The sequence below is a fragment of the Dokdonia sp. Dokd-P16 genome, assembly GCF_003095655.1.
GTDB lineage: Bacteria > Bacteroidota > Bacteroidia > Flavobacteriales > Flavobacteriaceae > Dokdonia.
Genome location: NZ_CP029151.1, coordinates 3,548,687 through 3,569,786, shown reverse-complemented (window position 1 = coordinate 3,569,786; position 21,100 = coordinate 3,548,687). Strand labels below are relative to the sequence as shown.

At 35.2% G+C, this 21,100-nt stretch carries 20 protein-coding genes; 14 read left to right on the top strand and 6 right to left on the bottom strand.

The features are described 5' to 3' along the window. Positions 1–3 precede the first annotated feature (3 nt). The 5 genes from ccoG to DCS32_RS16160 are packed head-to-tail and all read left to right on the top strand — an operon-like array spanning position 4 to position 2,913. Positions 4–1,425, top strand: coding sequence for a cytochrome c oxidase accessory protein CcoG (gene ccoG, locus DCS32_RS15760; RefSeq protein ID WP_108879161.1), 1,422 nt, complete (start codon positions 4–6; stop codon positions 1,423–1,425). A gap of 34 nt (positions 1,426–1,459) precedes the next feature. Beyond that, on the top strand, positions 1,460–1,594 hold the full coding sequence (locus DCS32_RS16315) for a hypothetical protein (protein WP_262497447.1): 135 nt from the start codon (positions 1,460–1,462) through the stop codon (positions 1,592–1,594). After that, positions 1,591–2,037 carry a FixH family protein gene (locus DCS32_RS15755; RefSeq protein WP_108879160.1) on the top strand — a complete coding sequence of 149 codons (447 nt, stop codon included), beginning with the start codon at positions 1,591–1,593 and terminating at the stop codon, positions 2,035–2,037. The genes DCS32_RS16315 and DCS32_RS15755 overlap by 4 nt, the downstream gene beginning before the upstream one ends. Continuing rightward, positions 2,037–2,744 (top strand): sulfite exporter TauE/SafE family protein, encoded by a 708-nt coding sequence (locus DCS32_RS15750; RefSeq protein ID WP_108879159.1) that lies wholly within the window; start codon positions 2,037–2,039, stop codon positions 2,742–2,744. The genes DCS32_RS15755 and DCS32_RS15750 overlap by 1 nt, the downstream gene beginning before the upstream one ends. Positions 2,745–2,766: 22 nt before the next feature. Continuing rightward, on the top strand, positions 2,767–2,913 hold the full coding sequence (locus tag DCS32_RS16160; protein ID WP_204161789.1) for a hypothetical protein: 147 nt from the start codon (positions 2,767–2,769) through the stop codon (positions 2,911–2,913). Positions 2,914–3,133: 220 nt separating this feature from the next. On the opposite strand, the gene hemN is transcribed toward DCS32_RS16160, so the two are convergent. Continuing rightward, positions 3,134–4,495 carry an oxygen-independent coproporphyrinogen III oxidase gene (gene hemN, locus DCS32_RS15745; RefSeq protein WP_108879158.1) on the bottom strand — a complete coding sequence of 454 codons (1,362 nt, stop codon included), beginning with the start codon at positions 4,493–4,495 and terminating at the stop codon, positions 3,134–3,136. 244 nt (positions 4,496–4,739) lie between these two features. Here hemN and DCS32_RS15740 point away from each other — a divergent pair, with 244 nt between their 5' ends. The 8 genes from DCS32_RS15740 (at position 4,740) to DCS32_RS15705 (ending at position 13,653) form a co-directional block, all read left to right on the top strand. Beyond that, a complete protein-coding gene (locus tag DCS32_RS15740; RefSeq protein ID WP_108879318.1) occupies positions 4,740–5,156 on the top strand; it encodes a response regulator in 417 nt (138 codons plus the stop codon). Continuing rightward, complete coding sequence (locus DCS32_RS15735; protein WP_108879157.1) at positions 5,156–5,698, top strand: heme NO-binding domain-containing protein; 543 nt, start codon at positions 5,156–5,158, stop codon at positions 5,696–5,698. Before DCS32_RS15740 ends, DCS32_RS15735 begins: the two co-directional genes overlap by 1 nt. Then, on the top strand, positions 5,691–7,667 hold the full coding sequence (locus DCS32_RS15730) for a PAS domain S-box protein (protein WP_204161788.1): 1,977 nt from the start codon (positions 5,691–5,693) through the stop codon (positions 7,665–7,667). The genes DCS32_RS15735 and DCS32_RS15730 overlap by 8 nt, the downstream gene beginning before the upstream one ends. A 4-nt stretch (positions 7,668–7,671) precedes the next feature. Beyond that, the gene (locus DCS32_RS15725) at positions 7,672–8,802 is read left to right on the top strand and encodes an FIST signal transduction protein (RefSeq protein WP_108879156.1); all 1,131 of its coding nucleotides are present in this window, start codon (positions 7,672–7,674) and stop codon (positions 8,800–8,802) included. Next, positions 8,803–9,846: a sensor histidine kinase gene (locus DCS32_RS15720; RefSeq protein ID WP_108879155.1), complete on the top strand. Its 1,044-nt coding sequence runs from the start codon at positions 8,803–8,805 to the stop codon at positions 9,844–9,846. A gap of 1 nt (position 9,847) precedes the next feature. Then, positions 9,848–10,165 (top strand): Hpt domain-containing protein, encoded by a 318-nt coding sequence (locus DCS32_RS15715; RefSeq protein ID WP_108879154.1) that lies wholly within the window; start codon positions 9,848–9,850, stop codon positions 10,163–10,165. A 38-nt stretch (positions 10,166–10,203) separates the two neighbouring features. Further along, the gene (locus DCS32_RS15710; RefSeq protein WP_108879316.1) at positions 10,204–10,923 is read left to right on the top strand and encodes a LytR/AlgR family response regulator transcription factor; all 720 of its coding nucleotides are present in this window, start codon (positions 10,204–10,206) and stop codon (positions 10,921–10,923) included. Positions 10,924–11,052: 129 nt separating this feature from the next. Next, entirely contained in the window at positions 11,053–13,653 is a 2,601-nt protein-coding gene (locus tag DCS32_RS15705) for a DUF6923 family protein (protein WP_108879153.1), read from the top strand. 290 nt (positions 13,654–13,943) lie between these two features. Here DCS32_RS15705 and DCS32_RS15700 read toward each other — a convergent pair whose 3' ends face one another. After that, positions 13,944–14,987: a hypothetical protein gene (locus DCS32_RS15700; protein ID WP_108879152.1), complete on the bottom strand. Its 1,044-nt coding sequence runs from the start codon at positions 14,985–14,987 to the stop codon at positions 13,944–13,946. A 358-nt stretch (positions 14,988–15,345) separates the two neighbouring features. Here DCS32_RS15700 and DCS32_RS15695 point away from each other — a divergent pair, with 358 nt between their 5' ends. Beyond that, positions 15,346–15,870 carry an SMI1/KNR4 family protein gene (locus DCS32_RS15695; protein ID WP_239057532.1) on the top strand — a complete coding sequence of 175 codons (525 nt, stop codon included), beginning with the start codon at positions 15,346–15,348 and terminating at the stop codon, positions 15,868–15,870. A 159-nt stretch (positions 15,871–16,029) separates the two neighbouring features. Here DCS32_RS15695 and DCS32_RS15690 read toward each other — a convergent pair whose 3' ends face one another. The 4 genes from DCS32_RS15690 to DCS32_RS15675 form a co-directional block, all read right to left on the bottom strand. After that, entirely contained in the window at positions 16,030–16,314 is a 285-nt protein-coding gene (locus DCS32_RS15690; protein WP_108879150.1) for an addiction module antidote protein, read from the bottom strand. 3 nt (positions 16,315–16,317) lie between these two features. Further along, positions 16,318–16,617 (bottom strand): type II toxin-antitoxin system RelE/ParE family toxin, encoded by a 300-nt coding sequence (locus DCS32_RS15685; protein WP_108879149.1) that lies wholly within the window; start codon positions 16,615–16,617, stop codon positions 16,318–16,320. A 444-nt stretch (positions 16,618–17,061) separates the two neighbouring features. After that, positions 17,062–18,687 carry a S41 family peptidase gene (locus DCS32_RS15680; protein WP_162533679.1) on the bottom strand — a complete coding sequence of 542 codons (1,626 nt, stop codon included), beginning with the start codon at positions 18,685–18,687 and terminating at the stop codon, positions 17,062–17,064. A 235-nt stretch (positions 18,688–18,922) separates the two neighbouring features. Next, a complete protein-coding gene (locus DCS32_RS15675) occupies positions 18,923–20,944 on the bottom strand; it encodes a tetratricopeptide repeat protein (RefSeq protein ID WP_108879147.1) in 2,022 nt (673 codons plus the stop codon). Positions 20,945–21,100 lie beyond the last annotated feature (156 nt).

Below are 21,100 nucleotides of genomic sequence, written 5' to 3'. Positions count from 1 at the left end.
ATAATGGCAGAGCAAGGAAAAGATAACTTTAGAGATACCATGGGGACCCTTGATAAGGAAGGGAAGCGCGCATGGGTATTTCCTAAGAAGCCGAGTGGGAAATGGTATGAGTACCGCAAGTACGTAAGCTATGTATTGCTTGCTATTTTACTTAGCTCACCATTTATAAAAGTAGGAGGGAACCAGCTGTTCATGTTTAATGTGCTGGAGCGTAGATTTAATATTTTTGGGTATCCATTCTGGCCTCAAGATTTTCATCTCTTTGTAATTATGATGATTATTGGGGTGGTATTTGTCATCCTATTTACGGTAGCATTTGGTAGAATATTTTGTGGTTGGATTTGTCCGCAAACTATTTTTATGGAGATGGTGTTTCGTCGTATTGAGTACTGGATAGACGGTGATCGTGGTAAACAAATACGTCTTAAGAAAATGCCGTGGAATAAGGAGAAAATTAAAAAGAGAGTTTTAAAATGGACTATCTTTTTTATTATCTCATTTCTAATTGCAAATGTATTTCTTGCGTATCTCATAGGTAGCGATCAGCTTATTAGGTACATCACAGACGGACCATCTAAGCACGTTAGTACGCTAATATCACTACTCATATTTACTGGAGTTTTCTATTTCATATTTGCATGGTTTAGAGAGCAGGTGTGCATCATAGCCTGCCCTTACGGAAGGTTACAAGGAGTGTTGCTAGATAATAAATCTATTATCGTTGCTTATGATCATAAACGTGGAGAGAAGGAAGAAGGAAGAGCGAAGTTTAAGAAAAATGAAGACAGACCATCTACCGGAAAAGGAGATTGTATAGATTGCTTTGCCTGTGTGCATGTATGTCCTACCGGTATAGATATACGTAACGGTACACAGCTAGAATGTGTAAACTGCACCGCTTGTATAGATGCTTGCGACCATATGATGGAAGCAGTAGATCTCCCTAAAGGTCTTATACGTTACGCCAGTGAAGATAATATTGAAAAGAAGGCACCATTTAAGTTTACGCCTCGCCTTAAGGGGTATGTTGCCGTACTAGGTATACTTACTGCGGTACTCATTGGTATGTTGTTTTTACGTAATGATGTAGAAGCTCGCATTCTCAGATTACCAGGCCAACTTTATGAGCACAAAGACAATAACATGATTAGTAATGTCTACACCTTTAAGCTGGTTAATAAAACGGTAGATGAGATAGAAGATGTACATTTTGAACTACGCTCTCATAATGGGACTATAGAAGTAGTTTCGGGTAATAGTTTCCGTGTAGATGCGCAGGGACTAGCAGAGGGAACGCTATTTATTGAAATCAATGCAAGCGGTATTAAAAGTGATAAAGAACGTTTGGAAATAGAAGTGTACAGCGGCGATCAACTTATTGAGACGACAACAACGGCATTTCTGGGACCTAGAAGTTATAAGTAAGAGTACGCTTTCGCGAAAGCAAAACAAATAAACGATGAGTACAGAGCATAAAAAATGTTGTGATGGTTGTAAAAAAGGACAGCCAGGAACTAACGAAGCATGCAGTGCAAAGTTGATGATCGAAGCGCTGAAGAATAATCAAGAAATCACTAAAAGACAAGAGTTATGAAATGGAACTGGGGAAAGGGAATTGTAGTGGCGATGGCTTGTTTTATGGGCTTTATCCTGTACATGGTAATCACCATGAGTACAGACGATAATTATAGCCATGATCTTGTGACAGAAGAGTATTATGCTAAGGAAATGGCATATCAAACCGAAATAGATGCAGAGACTAATGCGCGTAATCTCGTAGGAAAGATTAGCGGAAAACGCACGCCAGAGGGATGGTTACTCACCTTCCCATCGTCTATTTCAGAAAGTACAAATAAAGGAACAGTGTTTCTATACAGACCGTCTAATCAGCAACTTGATTTTGAAGTGCCTATGGCTATTTCAGGATCTAATTTGCTCATACCTGACAATCAGCTGATAGACGGTCGATGGAACATTATCATAGCGTGGACAGACGGTGAAGAGGAATACATGTATAAAAAGTCAATCGTTTACTAATGTTGTGGTCTGCACTTATATTTGGTCTTTTGGGCAGTTTCCACTGTGTGGGAATGTGTGGCCCCATTGCATTTATGTTACCTGTAGATCGTAAAAATCCTGTAAAAAGAGCTTTCCAATTGATGAGTTATCACGCGGGTCGTATACTCACCTACAGTGTTCTAGGCTTAGTATTTGGGATTGTAGGTAAAAGTTTTAATCTCTTTGGCATCCAGCAGCAACTATCTATAATCATAGGTGTACTTATGATTGTAGTTATTCTCATACCCACTAAAATTTTTAATAAATACAACTTCTCACGGCCATTATATAAGGCAGTTGGTAAAGTAAAGAGCTCCATGGGAACCGCTCTTAAGAAAAAAGATCCAGGTACGTTTTTTACTATAGGATACCTCAACGGGCTGTTGCCTTGCGGACTTGTATATATGGCAATTTTTGGAGCACTTGCTTCTGGTGGTGCTTGGGAAGGAGGATTGTATATGGCAGTTTTTGGATTAGGTACCATTCCATTAATGACCACTGCTATTTATTTAGGTAATTTTTTAAAAGGAAAAGCAAAGCAGCGCATCGTTAAGATGATTCCTGTTTTTGTAGTCATTGTAGGAGTCTTATTTATAGTACGCGGTCTTGGCCTTGGTATACCGTACGTATCACCATCAAAGATGGTAAGTGTAGAAAAGGTCGCTGCACAACATTCTTGTCATTAATAACAACCAAACATTTATAATTATGGAACATTTTTTAATACTTCTCGTAGACTGGGGAATGGGAGCACTACTCATAGGAGTATTTGCGCTAGTATGTATCACCCTTGTACTTATCGTACTCAACATGATAAAGGGAGACTCAAAAAAATCTAAAACTGATGAAAAGTAAAGGATTACAAATCATAAGAGAGTATACAAGTACTTTATTAAACAGTTTAGTCTTTAAAGGTCTCGACCTATTTATATCCTTACAATGGCTTTTTACCTACCAGAAAGATCGTATTAGTTCGCATAGATAATCATGAACTTGCTGAGGTCTACTAATCGTCAAGAGCATAAAAAAAGGGAAGCAGTAATGCTTCCCTTTTTTAGTATATGTTGAGGTATTTTTAAACCGTCATAGAAAAGAGCTGAGTTTCCGGTTTATTACGTTGTAATCGCATGTCAAACGGAAGGCATATATTTCTCACAAATGGACGTCCCTTTTCTGTAACAATTAATTTTCTTGCATGTATTTTTAGAAGTCCGTCGCTTTCTAATTCCTTTAATTTTATCAGTACATCTGGAAGCTCAGCAAAGTTCCCTTGATGATCGTCCCAGGAAGTCTCAAAAGAACACATCAAATTAAGAATATGTTGTCTGATGATAAGGTCTTCTTCAGTGAGGATATGACCTCTAAAAATAGGTAAAATCCCATCTTCTATAAGTTGTTGATACTCTTCTATATTTTTTACATTCTGAGCAAAACTATACCAGCTATCACTTATGGCAGATACTCCTAAGCCTATCATAACTTGTGTCTTACTAGCGTTATATCCCATAAAATTACGATGTATAGTTCCCGCTTGCTGGGCTTCAAATAAAGCATCTGTTTTAAGCGCAAAGTGATCCATACCTATCTCAACGTATCCTGCTTTAATGAGCATTTTTTTTCCTATTTCATATTGCATTCTCTTTTGGTCTGCACTAGGTAAATCTCCATCCTTAAATCCGCGTTGTCCGTTACCTTTTATCCATGGCACGTGAGCATAGCTATAAAAAGCGATACGATCTGGCTCAAGAGAGATGGTTTTATTTATGGTATTTATAACATCATCTTGGGTTTGAAACGGTAGCCCATATATTATATCGTGCCCTACAGATTCATAACCTGTTGCACGAGCGTTTTCTGTAGCGTTTTGCACGTGTGCATAAGGTTGCACACGATTTATTGCTCTTTGTACCGTTGTATTGTAATCTTGAACTCCATAACATACTCTGGTAAATCCTTTATTGTACAGTGCTTCAAGGTGTTCTTTTGTGGTATTATTAGGATGCCCTTCAAAGCTGAGTTCAAAAGCGCTAGCCTTTTTAGTAAGCGCAAAAATCCCGTCCATAAGACGTTCTAGATGTGCTGGTGAGAAAAATGTAGGAGTTCCTCCACCTAAGTGTAGTTGTTTAATTACCGGCTTATCTCCTAGTAAAGTTACGTACATCGCAAGTTCCTTAAGTACAGATTGTATATAAGGAATCTCAACATCATGATTCTTTGTAATACGCTTGTTACATCCACAAAAAGTACACATACTCTCACAATAAGGTAGATGTATGTAGAGACTTATTCCTTGTGAAGTATTGCTTTCGCGAAAGCTTTCTTGTAAGGTATTCTTCCACTGGGTGAGTGAAAAGTTATCTTGATCCCAATAAGGAACAGTAGGGTAACTTGTATATCGTGGTCCTGCCACATTGTACTTTGATATAAGGGTACACATTGATTTTGAGTTTTTTCAAAATTACTATATGGTAAAAACAGAGAATATGATGAATATCAGCTTTTGAGAAAACACTATATATGGACGGAGATAGTAGTTCATTAATAAATAATAAATTATACATGTAAATTACCACTCGTCGACACTTAAACGTCGTCCGTCTACAGTAAAGGACTCGTTAGACTTAATTATTGAAGAATATTGACTTTAATTGACCAACTTTGGAAACATAAAGATCAATACTTTGGGGACAAAAAAATTACGAATACTGCTCATAGAGGACGATGCCATTGAGGTAATGAAACTCAAGAGAGCCATAGCAAAGCTAGAAATGAACCATGAGCTCATAGAAGCAAAAAATGGTGAGGAAGCACTTGAGATACTTAAAGATCACACGGTATTGCCAGATGTAATATTTTTAGATCTCAATATGCCAAAAATCAACGGAATAGAGTTCTTGAAGATTTTGAAAAAAGACGAAATTTTACGATTTTTACCCACAGTAATGCTCACGACGTCAAGCAACCGCAAGGATATACTAGCCTGTTATGATACAGGAGTGGCAGGTTATATTATTAAACCTTTAAAATACGATCACTACGTTGAAAAAATAAAATCGGCTTTAGAGTACTGGAGTATGAATGAATTAATCAAAGCATAATGAAAGGAATTGTATTTACAGAGTTTTTAGATCTTGTTGAAACAAAATTTGGTTTAGAAATGGTTGACACCATTCTTAATGAATCTGAGTTACCTTCTAATGGTGTTTATACAGCAGTAGGAACCTATAGCTTTACAGAGATGGTGAGCCTACTTACTAATTTAAGTAAGGAAACGGGACTTGTAATTGATGATTTATTACTGGTTTATGGAGAGCATTTTTTTACGGTAGTAGAAAAAAGTTATCCATCTTTTTTAAAGCAATATACAGATCCAATAGAGATGCTTTCATCTATAGAAAACCACATACATGTAGAGGTTAGAAAGATTTATCCAGATGCAGAGTTGCCTACTTTTACCATAGAAGAGAAGACTCCGGAAAGTCTCGTAATGATCTATAAGTCAAGCAGAGCCATGCATGCCTTTGGTCGAGGACTAATGAATAAAACTTTTGAGTTTTTTAATACAAAAGCTACTATCTTAGTTGAAAAATTAAAAGAAAACGGAACCGAAGTAAAATTCAGCATAGCAACATATGAGTGACCCCAAAATCAAGATGTATGAAAGAGCACTAGCGCGTGAAAAGGCCGCTAGAAAAGAAGCCGAGCGTATTCTTGAGGAAAAGTCATTAGAATTATATCACAAATCTGAGGAGTTGAGAGTTTCAAACTCAAAACTGGAAGATATTGTAAAAGAACGCACTTCTGAACTTGAAGGAGTGTTTGAAAACATTGTGGATGCTTACGTGGTTATGGAGTTATCTGGCAATGTTATCAAGATGAATGATGCTGCCATAAAACTTCTAGGGTATAGCCTAGAAGATAACTTCAATCTTTGGGATATTGTCCACCCAGACGAAAATGATAAAGTTGTCGAGGGTTTTGAAATCCTAACCTCTAAAGGAGCAATAACAGATTTTCAAATAAAAATTATTATTGCTTCAGGAGCTATTAAGTTGGTTCATATTAATGCAAGTATTGTATTTAATGCAGATGGACAACCTATAGCAGCGCAAGGTATTGTAAGAGATATTACTGAAGAAAAAGCTGCAGAGCAACGTCTCGTAGATTCAGAAAATAGATTATCTGCGCTTATCTTAAACCTAGAAAGTGGTATACTTTTAGAAGATGAGCACAGAAATATTGTAATCACAAATAATCGCTTTTGCGATTTTTTTAATATTACTGCTACTCCAGAACAACTCATCGGAGTAAACTGTGAGAATGCAGCAACAGAAAGCAAACATCTTTTTAAGGATCCAGAAGAATTTGTATCAAGAATTAATACGCTTACACGAAAAAAAGAACAAGCGCTATCTGATGAGCTTAAATTAGTTGATGGTCGTATCTTGGAGAGAGATTTTATTCCTATTTATGAAGAAGGTATTTATAAAGGTCACCTTTGGACGTATAGAGATGTTACCTTGAGAAGAAAGTTTCGCGAAAGCATAGAAGCAGAACGTCAAAAATATAGTGACATTATTGCAAATATGAACTTGGGTCTTACTGAGGTAAATCTTGATAATGAAATTTTGATGGTTAATAATAGTTTTGAACTATTATCTGGATATACGGAAGAGGAAATACTTGGGAAAAATGCAAAGGAAATACTACTTACACCAGCATCTCAAGAAAGGCTTACTCAAGAGAATAATGATAGGTTGAGCGGAGCGTCAAATTCATACGAAGTGCAGGCTATAACTAAGAGTGGTGAATTTAAACACTGGTTAATAAGTGGTGCTCCAAACTATAATTTAAATGGCAAAGTCATAGGCTCTATAGGAATACACCTCGATATAACAGAGCTCAAAAGTTTAGAGATACAAAAGGAAAATCTTTTAAAGAAGCTTGAAAAAAGTAATGATGAGCTGCAGGAGTATGCACATGTAGTTTCTCATGATCTTAAAAGTCCGCTTAGGAGTATAAATGCACTTGTAAATTGGATTAAGGATGATAATGAAGGTGTGCTTACAGAGGAAACAATGAGTCATCTTGCGATGATAGACACCACTTTAGAAAAGATGGAACAGCTTATATCTGATGTTCTTGAATACTCCAGTGTAGGATCTGAAAATGCCCCTCGAGAAAAAGTAAATTTACAAGAAGTACTAGCAGATATAGAAACTTTACTTCACTGTCCAGAACATATAACATTGTATATTCATCCAGATTTACCTACGGTAAATGGAGATAAAGTCAAGTTACAACAGTTATTTCAGAATTTGATGAGTAATGCTATACGTTATTGTGATAAAGAAGAAGGTCACATAGAAGTAGGATACACAGAAAACAAAACACATTATACCTTTACGGTTAAGGATAATGGAATCGGGATTCCTAAGGAATACCATGATAAAATATTTAAAATTTTTCAGTCACTCAATAACCATAAAGACTCGACGGGTATAGGACTTTCTATTGTTAAGAAAATAGTAGACCTTTATAAAGGAAGTATATGGTTAGAGAGCAACGTAGGAGAGGGAACTACTTTCTTTTTTACATTACAAAAATAATATAATGAGAACAGTACAACTACAACGCGACTCGTCTGGTTCATGGCACTATTTAAGTGAATCCATAACACTTAGTAATCCGCTGGTGCTTATTCTAGGAAATCGTTTCCTTCTAGAAAAGGAAGGTGTTTTTGAGGAAGTAAGAGACTTATTTCCTTCGGGGCATTTAGTTTTTGGATCTTCTAGTGGTGAGATTGTAGCTGGTGCAGTAAATGATGAACATATTACAATAACCGCAATAGAGTTTGAAAAGTCTTCCTTTGAGATTCAAACATTTAATATTCATGAAGTAGGAGACGATAGTGAAAAAGCGGGATCTACAATAATAAAGAAGTTAACTGTAGAAGGCCTTAAGCATGTATTTGTATTATCTGAGGGGAGTTTTGTAAATGGATCTGCCCTCACCAAGGGAATGCAAGGAGCATTGCCTAATGTTTTAATTACTGGCGGACTTTGTGGAGATGATGCACGTTTTGAAAAAACACTTGCCTCTTATAATGAAGCACCAAAGGAAGGCGAGATTGTAGTCATAGGTTTTTATGGAGAAACCTTTGAAGCGTCATTTTCTATTTATGGTGGGTGGACACCTTTTGGACCAGAAAGGTTGATCACAAAATCTGATGGTAATATCTTATACGAGATAGATGGTAAACCAGCATTAGATTTATACAAAACCTACCTAGGTGATAAAGCACAAGATTTACCAGGATCTGCGCTTATTTATCCGCTCAATGTAAAAAGTGCAGAAAATGACCAGTCATTTGTACGTACGATTTTAAATATAGATGAAGATAAAAACGCGATGATTCTAGCAGGAGATGTGCCAGAGCAATCTAAGGTACAACTTATGATGACAAATATGGATAGTATCGCTTCGGCATCAGAAACCGCAGCATTGAGGGCTATGGAGGGAAGGAATAATCCGCCACAATTAGCATTGCTTATAAGCTGTATAGGACGTAAATTAGTACTAGATCAACGCATTGAAGAAGAGGTCGAGGAAGTGATGAGTGTGATAGGGGATGATGTAGTGATAAGTGGTATGTACTCTTATGGAGAGATTGCACCATTTTACGGAGAACGTAGTTGCAAATTGCATAATCAAACGATGACTATCACTTTAATAAGCGAATAGATGAACCCACTCTTAAAAAGACAAATACGTAAATATCTTCCTGACGATCTTAAAGATCGTGAGGATATGCAGGTCTTTTTTGATGCCGTGGGAGGATCATATGATAATTTTGACAATCAGTTTAAGTTGACACAACTAGCCATGAAACTAAGCTCAGATGAGCTATTTGAAGCAAATAAACAACTTAGAGAAGAGTCACAAAGACAGCAAGGATTATTGATACGCTTGCAGTCTGTTATAAATGCAGTACAACCCTTTGGTGAAGATGATGATGAAGGTATTGATATAGGCGACGCAAACCTAGCCGAATATATAAGCCAGCAAGCAGAGCAACTTATCCTAGTAAATAGAGATCAAGAATTACTAGTAAAAGAACTAGCATTGCAAAACCAAGAGCTCAATGATTATGCACACATTGTATCTCATGATCTCAAATCACCATTGCGCAGTATTGAAGCATTAGTAAGTTGGCTCAAAGAAGATTATGGAGACGCCATAGGCGAGGAGGGAAAAACTCAAATTGGTCTTATAGTAACCCATTTAGAAAAAATGGATGCCCTTATTACAGGTATTTTAAATTACTCTTCTATTGACAAGGAAGTACGCACAGAACGACAGATAGACCTTAATGTTCTGGTAAAAGAAACCGTAGATCTCATGCATCTACCAGAGCATATTACTATTAAAATACATAAGCTACCTACTATTCTTGCAGACCGTTTTAAAATCCAGCAGTTATTTCAAAATTTGATAGGTAATGCTGTAAGCAGTATAGATAAGCCTAAAGGACTTATAGAAGTAATAGCAAGAAACCTTGATGATAATTTCCAGTTTGAAATCAAGGATAATGGTAAAGGAATTAATCCAGCATACTTCCACAAGATTTTTCAAGTGTTTCAAAAGCTAGAGAATGATTCTGAAAGTACGGGAATTGGATTATCTATTGTTAAGAAAATCGTACACTTCTATGATGGTAAAATATGGTTAGATAGCACAGAAGGTGTGGGAACTACATTTTATTTTACGTTACCTCAAACTACATGATATGGAACAGCCCAATCTCAATTATATCAAAGAACTTTCAGGTGGAGACGCAGGTTTTGAAAAAAAACTTATAGGCGTTGTACAAGCAGAATTACCTCAAGAAATTGCCGAGTATGAAGGTAATATGAAGGATTCCGCTTTCGCGAAAGCGGCCGAAAATGTACATAAGATTAAACACAAACTAGGTATCGTAGGATTAGAAAAAGGGTACGAACTCGCCATTGCTTATGAAGATGAGCTTAAAGAAGGAAAATCAACCTTAAAAGAAGAATTTGAAAGCATTCTAACCGCTGTAATCCATTTTATAAAAGATTTATAATCTGTAAATTGCATATTAAATCACAAAATATCTATATGTTGAACTGTATTATTGTAGATGATGAAACTGCGGCACGTACTATCGTATCGCACTTATGTAGCCAGGTAGACGAACTCAATGTAATTGATGAGTTTCCTAACGCGATGCAGGCAATCAAATTTTTAAATAAGAACGAGATTGACCTCATATTCTTAGATATACACATGCCAGATTTTACAGGTTTTGACTTTATAGACTCGCTTAAAAATCCGCCTAAAATTGTACTTACTACCTCAGATCGTGACTTTGCGATAGAAGCTTTTGAGTATGATTGTATTGTAGATTATCTAGTAAAACCTATAACCCTACCTAGATTTCTTAAGGCGATGCAAAAAGTTGAAAGCTTTAAATCTCCAGTAGTACAAAATATTGTGGCTCCTCAAGAATCAAAGCAAGAAGAGACCTCAGAAAAGGAGATGTATGTAAACATAGATAGACGTCTTATAAAGATTGAGTTTGAAAAAATATTTCTCGTAGAAGCAAAAGGTGACTACGTACTTATTAAAACTGAAGGAAAAAATTATACTGTACATTCTACACTTAAGAAAATAGAGGAAAAACTACCAGATAGTCTTTTCTTAAAAATACATCGCTCTTACATTATTAACATTAAGAAAATAGTTGATATTGAAGATAATAGCGTTTTGATAGCTAGAGATGTAATCCCAATAAGTCGTTCTAACAGACCTGAACTTATGAAGCGACTTAACTTGCTGTAAAACAATAAATTCCATTCGTCTACAGTAAATTACCACTCAACGATACATAGACCAGTACGGTCGAATAAATTGAAAATCAGGGTATAAACTGCCTAATTTTGTTTCTATAATCACATCAATAGAAGCAATATGAAAGCAAATTTCTACTCTCTTACAAGACAATTAATCGCACTAAGTTGCCTGCTGTATTCATTTACAGCTAGCTCACAAGATGTCCCTTTTAATTGTGATTATAGTGCATACTTATTTCAATACAATGATGTGTACGCTATTGACCTTGCTTCTGGAAATTCTTTTTTAGCAGCAAAAGATATCACAGCAGGAAAGATAAACGCAGCGGCATACAATCCAGCAGATGGGTACATCTGGGGATATTTATCAAGCCCATCAAAATCCATTGTCAAAATAGGTAAGAACTTTGAGACTACTACTATCACTATAGATGCATTACCTTCTGGCAATAAATATGTAGGTGACATAAGCGCTACAGGACAATATTATTTTAAATCTGGCGGGAGTACATACTACACTGTAGACCTTGATCCAGCGTCAGAAACATACACAGAGCTTACTTCTACGGCTTCATTATCACAAAGTTTAAATATACACGACTGGGCATTTAATGCAGTAGATAATCAGTTGTATGCTGTAGAGAAAGGAACGAACATATTATATAGAATTAACCCAGAAAATGGACAAGTGCAACCTTTAGGTATTGTACCTATCTTATCAGGACTTAACTACACCTATGGAGCCGTTTATTTTGATGCATCAGGACGTTTCTACGTATCTGCAAATCAAACAGGGACTATTTATGTAATACAAAGTGTTCAAGACCTTGATGGGATAGGAGTTATAGATTCAAATCTTTTTGCCTTTGGACCATCTAGTGCAAGTAATGATGGCGCACGTTGCCCTACAGCACCGGTGTTACAAGAAATTTGTGATAACGGCATTGATGATGACGGTGACGGGCTCATAGATTGTGAAGATCCATCATGCTCAGGATACGGGATGTGTGCAACTATAGACCCAGAAGCATCTACAGGAAATAAAGGAGGATTAGAAAGTAATAATAGACTCTCTAACGCCATCGCAAAACGTAATTTTAATCGTGCAAAGGAGAGTTATGAGTTTAATAAAGACCTTGCACCGCTAGTAGATAAGAAAGACACTTACGCCGTAAGAACTGCGCAAGCATTTACGCTTGCAGATCTTATCCCACTAGAGGAGATTGATGAGGATTATGTAGTAGAGTCTACACCTACAGATCTAGTAGGTATCACAAATGCAACAGATGTTTATGCTGTAGATTACATAAAAGGCGAACTCTCAACCGCATCTATTCTTGCACTTAAGACAGAAAATGGCGTGTATGAGCACACGAAATATATCTGTGATCGTTTACTAGGAGCAGAGCTTATATCTGTATCTACGATAGCAATTAATGATCAACAATTTATTAAGTCACTTATTAAAAATATAGATGGTAGTGTAGAATTTGTTTTAAGCCTTTCGGCGAAAATGGTAAACAACGAGACTGAGTTTGCTGTAGAAAGCCACTGGAATCTGGATAGTTATGAAGATGATGTGACATTTTACAACTTCCAAATATGGGCAAACTCGATTGATGATTTACACAAGCTAGGACAACAAGTTTTGAATCTTCTAGAAGTACAAAAGCCAGTAACAGCATATAGTACCTCAGCACCACCTACGGTTTTTGTAAAAAAAGGAAACTATAACAACGGAGCTTTACAACTAGAAATTATCAATACAAACGCAACCGAAAGTGTAATCTTTGACGCAGGAATAAGAGCAACAGAAACAAGCGAGATTGTAACAACAACCTCTAGCATCTCACTTGGCGAAAATTACATCACACAAGTAACCATAGATACTGGATACTTATTTGACATAGGCTTTAGAATAGGCGACGGGATTAATACTCCAGATGATTTATTCTTATCTGACGGACCATGGGGAGTAGATGCATCTCAAGAAGGGACAGATGTAGTAATCTATGAAATTTCAGAAAACGAACAAACATATGCAGATGATACTTATGCTATAGAACGTAACCTGTCGCTCACAGCAACTACAAATAGTTATGTTGCGGCATATAGAGCACTTACAGCACGATTTCAAGCAGTAGACGTAAGTATATTTAATGCACTACAGATGACAGCAAAGGGAACAGGAAACTTAGAAATTACCTTTGTAAAGGAAAGCATAGAAATCTGGGAAGACCAGTATAAAGCAACGATAGTACTTACAGAAAGCAATCAAGATTTTGACATCTCATTTGAGAATTTTACAAGTACATCGGGAGTACCGCTATTACTTAATGATCTAGTAACAGTAGTATTTACCATGGTATCTCAAGATGGAACGATGGTTACAAAAGAAATGGAGCTTAATGATATACAATTTGCAAACTCAGAAGTACTTTCAACAGACGAAAATATAGTGGTAGCAGATGCATTAATAAATTACCCTAACCCATTTATATCGCAGACTACAATACGTTTACCACAAGCAAGTGCAACAGTACAAATCACAGTAGTAGATATGCTAGGGCGCATAGTAGATGCACAAGAAATAACAACGAATAACGGAGGCTTAACAGCAGCTTATAATGCTCCAAATTTACAAACAGGTATCTACACTTATAAAATAATAGATAGTGCCTCACAACAACACAGTGGCAAGTTTGTCATAAAAAGATAAGTAGTTTTTTGATTTGATTTGATTGATGTTTAGCCATCACCGGGGACGGTGGTGGCTTTTTTTGTGGGGTGGGGTAAAATGTATTTCTGCGCGATAATACTACATTACTTAGTACGCTTTCGCGAAAGCATACCTCAAGTAAGAGAAATAAAAAGATTTCATCGCAGTGATAAGTAAGCTCTCAAAATAAGCCATTACCTTCAACGAAGCAGTAAGATCAAATGGCGAAAATTATAGGTTAAGATTAGCTTAGAAGTGCTTACTGAGGGGAGTTGAGCTAGGCTTGTGTTTTAATAGAGTTGTTTGTTAGAAAATGTAACCTCTGGTTTTTTAAATACGTGAAGAGTGTTATTTGAATCTGTGATGTACATTCTTTTATTATCAATCATTATTTTTCCTATAAATGTCTCTTCATTATTCTCAATTTCTAATTTAGCAAATGAGATTAGTTTTTTTTCTTTAAGATTAATAATTCCAAATCTATCCCCTCTTTCTTCTGTGAAGTATAAATACCCCTTTTCAACTATAAATTTAGTATTACTTACAAAAAATGTTTTCTTCCATCCATCAAATTTTACATCAAGTTGAGACAAACAATTAATAAGATTTATAGTTTCTAATTTAAAATTATTTGAATCTAGGACTTGAAGTACATTATCTACAATTGTATATAATTTAGAATTAAAATTACAGAGCCAACCACCGAATTTATTGTTTTTCCAAATTAATTCTCCATTATCAATATTTAAGCAATAAGTACTTTTATCTAAAGATTTTCTACTACTATCGTATAAGAAGAAAAAAAAATTATTACCTATTAATTGTGTTGGACCGTATGTTTTAGCATTTATATTTTTTAGTAAATCACTAAATTCTGTTTTCCATACAGAACTATTATTTGAATTATCAATTAACTCAATAAAAGAGGAAACTTTTAAGCTGTATTGTTTATAAATAATTTTAGGAATCCTTCCAATGATTTCAGATACCTGTAATTCTAAGTTTTCTCTTAGAATAAGATTCTTAGGTCTAGCACTAATTAATAATTGATTATCAAATAAAATATTTTTAAATAAAAATGTATTCTGCGCTTCTATTAAGCCTTTAGATTTATTTTTTAGATTGAAGTAATTTATATTCGCTCCATTTTCGAATTGATAAAGTAAAAAGTCCTTATATTTAATAGCATACCATATTATATTTTCGTCTATCTCAGTGAAATTTCCATCTTCTAATAAAAATAGACCTTGCCCATATCCAATAATTTGGTTTTCAAGTCCATTTAAGATATTAGTTATTCCACGTATTTTATTTTCGCTTAATATTCTCAACATATCTTTATAATAATTTTTACCCAAGAACCGCTACACAAAGCAATTACGGCTCTTAATAACTATTGGGATTGCTAGTTTGCTTTAATTTGCTGTCTAGTTTCTATAATCTAAATATACAATGAATATTACAAGCCTCATGTCTTTAAAAGAACTTCTGAGCTATGCTATGACTGAGAGTATTTCTCTGTAGTCTAACAATAAAAAAAACTTAGATTTAAGTCTTTGAACCTACAAGTTGTCAGTAATTGAATAGAATTTCTCAATAAAAGATCAAATAAATCGCATAAAGGTAAAATTTAATCAATTAAAACTGTTTGACAAGAATTTTGAGGTGTTTGGTTCTAAACAACATAAGTACTTGTTTAATAAAACAAAATCAGAAAATGAGGTAATCGATTTTGAGAAGCGCAACAAAATAAAATTACCTATTGATTATAGAGGATTTTTGCTGGAAATTGGAAATGGTGGAGCTGGACCGTATTATGGATTGGAACCTATTGAAAACGGACTTTTTTCTGATCTTGATTATAAACACAAGAGTGACTTAAATGACTTATCCAAACCTTTTCCTCATACAGAACATTGGAATCTAGATTTTGGAGAAGTGACTGAGGAAAACGAAGATGAATATTTGGAGCAAAAAGATGAAGAGTATTATCAAAATAAATGGGTGAATGGTATTTTGAGAGTTTCAAATTTGGGTTGCGGAGTTTCCATGAACTTGGTAGTCAATGAAAAAGAATATGGTAATTTATGGGTTGATGATAGATGTAACGAACAAGGAATTTATCCTAACCCTTACAATGAAAATCGAGACAGAATAATATTTATCGATTGGTATGAAAACTGGATTGACAATGAACTAAAAAGATTTAATACTTAAAATAATAGTTATTATTAATAATGAATGAGGTTTTTCTGTCATAAAATCAGGAAGACACGATACCGCGAATGAAAGATCAACAGTAGCTTAATAGCTTGTATTGAGCGAATTTGAAGGAGACTTGGTTTAACTCAGTTCTCTGTTGTGGTCATTATTTTTTCATACTGACATCGGGTTCACTTGAATTTGTCCTCCGATTGCTTTTAATACTTTCATAATTGTCGCAAATTGAGGCTTAGCTCCATCAGATAGTGCTTTATACAAACTCGGTCTGCTCAAACCAGTTTCTTCCGCAATTTTTGTCATTCCGATTGCTTTTGCTATGTGCCCAATTGCATTTATTATATCTGCATTGTCTCCTTCTTCTAAAACCGTATTTAGATATTCCGCAATCATTTCTTTGCTTTCCAAATAGTCAGCTATTTCAAATTTTGAAGTTCCCATTTTTTATTTATTTAATTTTTTCCAAATACTTTTCGCCTTCGCAATGTCATTTTGTTGAGTAGATTTATCTCCGCCAATTAAAAGCACTATTACTTTTCCATCTTTTTCTTTGAAATAAACACGATAACCCTTCGAAAAATTAATCCGCATTTCTCGAATTCCATCGCCAACTGGTTTACAGTCACCAAAATGTTCATTAGTTTCTAATTTTTGAACTCTGAATATAATTTTAGCCTTAGCCTTAAAATCTTTTAGCTTTCTCAGCCACTTGTCAAATTCAGATGTTTTTTCAATAAAGAACATAAATACTGTATCTACTTGGATACAAATTTATTAAATATATTTCAATAAATTTCGTTCGAATTAAGTTTTCTGTGGAATGAGTTTTAATTCGAAACAACAGGCACTGCATAAAGCGAGGGCGGCTCGCAATAGCCACCAGGGATGCTGAATTCATTTAATTTACGGTCTTGTTAGTTTGATCTAAAAATCTAATCAATTTTGAAGTTACGTATTGCGAGGAGCTCTTTCTAACGTTGATAGTGATTAGTGCGATTTCTAGAAAGAATAACGAGAATACGAGAAGTAAAAAGCTCTTATCTCAATCGCAAATAAGCTCCTAAAACAAGCTTTTGCCATAATAAATGTAGGAAGAGCTTATGATGAAAATAAAGATTACTTTAGAGGTATTTATTGAGGGAAGCGGAGGTCAACTTTTAACTCAGTTATTTTGTTGGCAACAGTTTTTCATTCAGAGGCTAATTCGATTGCTTTCTCCAAAACTTCATCACGACCATTAATTAATCCGTTAATTGTCGATTTAACTTCTACATCTATTCTTATTCCATTTCGTTGTGTTTCCGAACCGTCAGGATAAAGAATCCCATTTCCTGAAATTGCCGTTCTGTAACCTCCTAAATATTCAAACACAACAACATCTCCATCAGCTCCTGCAGTTTGGTTTCCAACTGTAATTATATTGTCAGCTGTTTGAAAAGCCATAGCCGTAAATTCAGACCTACTCAAAGACTCTTCATTTACTAACAATATAATTCTTCCCTTAAAAGCCTTTTTACTACTGTTTGTTCGTAGATTATCTGTGTAGCTAAATCTTGAAGGGTAATTAATGTTCGGACTATAAATTTTACTAAAATCCTTTTTTTCTGTATTTAAATATCTAGAAAATCTATAATAAATAAAGGCGGGATAATTTCTTAAATCTATTATTATAGATTTTTTAGTGTCAAATGATTTAAAAATATCTTCAATATCTCTGCCTTTAACGCTTGCCATATTTATATAGCCAACTTCGTCAGTGACCAATTTTGATTTAATTGCTTTAGAATTATCCCAATAGTTAAAATCATTAAAATCGTATCTGTTTACTTTGATTTTTTTAACTTCCCCTTGTCTGTCTATGGTTAGGTTTATTTCCTTTTCTGAACCGCTGAAAATTTTAGTGTAAGTGTTTTTAGTTTTAATGTTTTTATTGGAACCTGCGACATACTTTAGGTTTTTGTCTTTTTCTGTTCTAACATCTAAATCATTAATCTTCAAAATAATGTCTCCTATTTGCAAGTTGTTGAGATTAGCAATGGAATCGTTATAAAAACCTGAAACAACCGCTTTATTTTCAATATGGGAAATCTTTGCAGGAAGGTACATAGGTCTTTCGTCAGAGAAACTTATCCAAGCGTGTGTATCATCTAGTTTTGCGACAAGTTCTTTAATCTTATTTTGGTAGTCACTTTGATTTTTAGCGTTTTTAATTTTCGGTATCATTTGTCTTAAAACAGAATCCCAATTTTGGTCGGTCATGTATTTATATGGATAAAAATATTCTATTATATTCCAATATTTAAACAAACCCAATAATCTATATTCTTCGTTAGGAAATTCAAAATTTTTGTATTGTGGTTCGTTAGTAACTTTTATGTTGCCGACAGGTTGTATTTCTACATAAAAGTTTTCCTTCTGAATTCTGTTATTTTCAATGAATTTTAATTTTGACGAAAGCTTATCATTAAAAAGATTTTCGTTTTGTAACCAGGATAAGTCAAAGTTTTTATCGAAGTAATTTTTTTCAGAGCTACATTTTTTACAAACGTCTATGTTACCCAAGTTGTTAATCCAGTCTATGTAAATTGCTGATAGGTCGTTCTTATCAGCTGCTTTTAAAACTTTTGGAAGATATTTGATAAATTCATCGTCCCAGTTGTAAATTCCTTTTCCAACCTCGGGATGATAATATTTTAGAAACCCGTAAATTTTTCCAATTGAAGCTAACTTTTCAATTTCCGAAATTGTCTGTTGAGCAGTCAATAAGTTTAAACTGAAAATGGTCAAAATTAGAATTACAGATGTTTTTTTCATATTGTTGCCAGTAGACCATCCCATAAAGCAAGGACGACTCCCGATAATTATCGGAATTGCTTCGTTGCTTTACTTTGCGGTCTAGTTTGTTTACACTAAATATACAATGAATATTGTAGTTCTATGTTTCTCAAAACAAACATTATGCTTGTAATATGAATGAGTATTATAACAACAAAAAACGCCCCAAAAGGCGTTTTTAAATATTTACACTAGTAGTGGATAGTCTTCAAGATTACATCTTCACAACGCCACCTTTAAGCACTTGCCATCTCAGTTTTAAGCCTACTTCCATAAACTCAAATCCTGCTGCGGTTGCAGAGGCGATGTTACTGTACTTACCATAAGCACCTACTTGAAAACGGTTAGATATTGCATATTGAAGTCTTGCTTCTAAGCGAAATAGGGTAGTAGCCTCATCATCTTCTACTACTTGTAAACCTCCAGCAGCGTTTGCTGCATAGCTCCACTTCCCTGCCTGGCCAGTAAGATCTAAAAACAACTCAACTGCTTGGTATTTTGATGGGCTAAAGTAAAGCGTAGGTACTTGATCTTTAAAACCTACATACTGGTAATTGATACCACCTTTAAGCGTTGGGTTTTTTGTAAAGTTGTAGTATAAAGAAGTGAATAGTAAGTTACGAGAGTTGCCATCCGTTTGCTGCGTATGCATAAGACCAGAATACCAACCTAAATTAATGTTTGTTCCCATATTGTAGTTAAGGGAGTAGTTATTCATAAATATCTTCTCGTCTAGTAGCGCTGCGTTAAAATCTTGTAACGTTCTGCTGTATCCTATCTCTAAATATTGCAGTGGCAATGGTCTCGATTTTACAAAAACAGATCCATTTACATCGGTGTATTCATTTTCACTTGCATTTGCTTTTACAAACCCTAGGGTACCTTCTAACCACGTATTATTAATCACTCTATAATGAGCACCTATAGATGCATCTGTATTATATGCCATTGTATTTGTAGTCATATTTTCAGTAGTTCTATAGTTATATGAGAACACCGTTTTAAATCTACTTGTAAATGGTAGGGTAGCTGTCATTCCAGCAGAATAAGCTTGGTTATCGCCATTATCAGAAGTATAGGCAGCTCGTGTTTCGATCACGGGAGCAAGGCTACTTTCTATAGTTTTCATTAACCCAGTAGCATCTTTCTGATTAGGGTAGAAGGTTAAGGTATTTTTCGCGAAAGCGTAAGCCTCATCCAGATTCCCCTGCGCACGGTACGCATTTGCAATCCCTAGATTTCCATCAAAAGACGCGCTATCCTTCTCAAGAATATCGTTATATACCTCAATACTTTTCTTGAAAGTCCCAGTGTACATCCCTAGCGTAGCTTTGAGTGCTGCAACGCGCTGGTTTGTAGGGAATGTCGTTTTTAGATCGGCAATGGCAGTTCTTGCCGTGGCGTATTTTCCGTTCCATATGAGTGCCTGGATGTAGCGCTCGTTTGCGGTAATGATTTTTGTAGTGTCCGCTTTCGCGAAAGCGATACTCTCCTGAGCTAGTGATAAAGCAAGCTTGTCGTCCTTCTGTAAGTGAGCAACTAATGACTTTCCTACCTGAGAAGTTAAGGTGTCTGACAGCTTGCTGTACATCGTGTTTGCATTCTCATAATCCTTCTTTGCGATATACGTATTTGCAAGTGCGCTTATGATTTGCTCATCGTTAGGCATATCCTCAAGAGCATTTTTAAGCAACTGTATTGCAGCATCATATTGAAAGGCAGTTGTGAGTTGGTTTGCCTTACCTAAACGCATAAACTTTTTTGACACTGCAGCATTGGCATTGCCAGGTTGTACGGTAAGTGCCTTGTTTACATAAGCGATTGCCGCGTCATATTCTTTAAGGTTAGAAAGCGTGTTTGCATAGCCGAGTAGGGCAGAGAAGCTCGTGCTGTCTTTGGCAACGAGGGTTTCATAAAAGTCCTTTGCTGCGCCAAAATCGCTATCCCATAAAAGAGATTCTGCATAGTTTAAACCCACTTCAAAATCTGTTGGGTAATCTGCTTTTAGCGTTGTAAATAATGATCTAGCTTCTGCGCTATCGCCGCTTAGTCCTAAAGCACGACCGTAACAAAGTCTTGCAGTCTTATTATCTGGGTAGTCATTAAGTACTTCTCCAAAAAAAGCTTTTGCCTCCTCATATTTTCCAGTTTCTAATAAAGTGAAACCTGCAGACATATCTTGAGCGTATGCTGTTGCACTTAAAAGGAAGACGATAATTAATGTTGCTATTCTCATTACATTTGTTTTACAGTTGCAAGTTATGGTCATATATCAAGATTTCAATCTGAAGATAATTGCAACTCATCGACACTTATCGTCGACTGGTGGAGGTTAAGATCTGGTAAAGGGTAGTTTTGAGTTTATAGGTAATAAAAATATTCAATATTAAGT

What these genes read in the sequence shown, in the direction of transcription:
- DCS32_RS15735 (WP_108879157.1), top strand. Translation starts at nt 5,156, where the DNA reads ATGAAAGGAATTGTATTTACAGAGTTTTTAGATCTTGTTGAAACAAAA.
- DCS32_RS15675 (WP_108879147.1), bottom strand. Translation starts at nt 20,944, where the DNA reads ATGAGAATAGCAACATTAATTATCGTCTTCCTTTTAAGTGCAACAGCA.
- DCS32_RS15705 (WP_108879153.1), top strand. Translation starts at nt 11,053, where the DNA reads ATGAAAGCAAATTTCTACTCTCTTACAAGACAATTAATCGCACTAAGT.
- hemN (WP_108879158.1), bottom strand. Translation starts at nt 4,495, where the DNA reads ATGTGTACCCTTATATCAAAGTACAATGTGGCAGGACCACGATATACA.
- DCS32_RS15690 (WP_108879150.1), bottom strand. Translation starts at nt 16,314, where the DNA reads ATGGGAACTTCAAAATTTGAAATAGCTGACTATTTGGAAAGCAAAGAA.
- DCS32_RS16315 (WP_262497447.1), top strand. Translation starts at nt 1,460, where the DNA reads ATGAGTACAGAGCATAAAAAATGTTGTGATGGTTGTAAAAAAGGACAG.
- DCS32_RS16160 (WP_204161789.1), top strand. Translation starts at nt 2,767, where the DNA reads ATGGAACATTTTTTAATACTTCTCGTAGACTGGGGAATGGGAGCACTA.
- DCS32_RS15685 (WP_108879149.1), bottom strand. Translation starts at nt 16,617, where the DNA reads ATGTTCTTTATTGAAAAAACATCTGAATTTGACAAGTGGCTGAGAAAG.
- DCS32_RS15725 (WP_108879156.1), top strand. Translation starts at nt 7,672, where the DNA reads ATGAGAACAGTACAACTACAACGCGACTCGTCTGGTTCATGGCACTAT.
- DCS32_RS15730 (WP_204161788.1), top strand. Translation starts at nt 5,691, where the DNA reads ATGAGTGACCCCAAAATCAAGATGTATGAAAGAGCACTAGCGCGTGAA.
- DCS32_RS15715 (WP_108879154.1), top strand. Translation starts at nt 9,848, where the DNA reads ATGGAACAGCCCAATCTCAATTATATCAAAGAACTTTCAGGTGGAGAC.
- DCS32_RS15700 (WP_108879152.1), bottom strand. Translation starts at nt 14,987, where the DNA reads ATGTTGAGAATATTAAGCGAAAATAAAATACGTGGAATAACTAATATC.
- DCS32_RS15750 (WP_108879159.1), top strand. Translation starts at nt 2,037, where the DNA reads ATGTTGTGGTCTGCACTTATATTTGGTCTTTTGGGCAGTTTCCACTGT.
- ccoG (WP_108879161.1), top strand. Translation starts at nt 4, where the DNA reads ATGGCAGAGCAAGGAAAAGATAACTTTAGAGATACCATGGGGACCCTT.
- DCS32_RS15680 (WP_162533679.1), bottom strand. Translation starts at nt 18,687, where the DNA reads ATGAAAAAAACATCTGTAATTCTAATTTTGACCATTTTCAGTTTAAAC.
- DCS32_RS15755 (WP_108879160.1), top strand. Translation starts at nt 1,591, where the DNA reads ATGAAATGGAACTGGGGAAAGGGAATTGTAGTGGCGATGGCTTGTTTT.
- DCS32_RS15720 (WP_108879155.1), top strand. Translation starts at nt 8,803, where the DNA reads ATGAACCCACTCTTAAAAAGACAAATACGTAAATATCTTCCTGACGAT.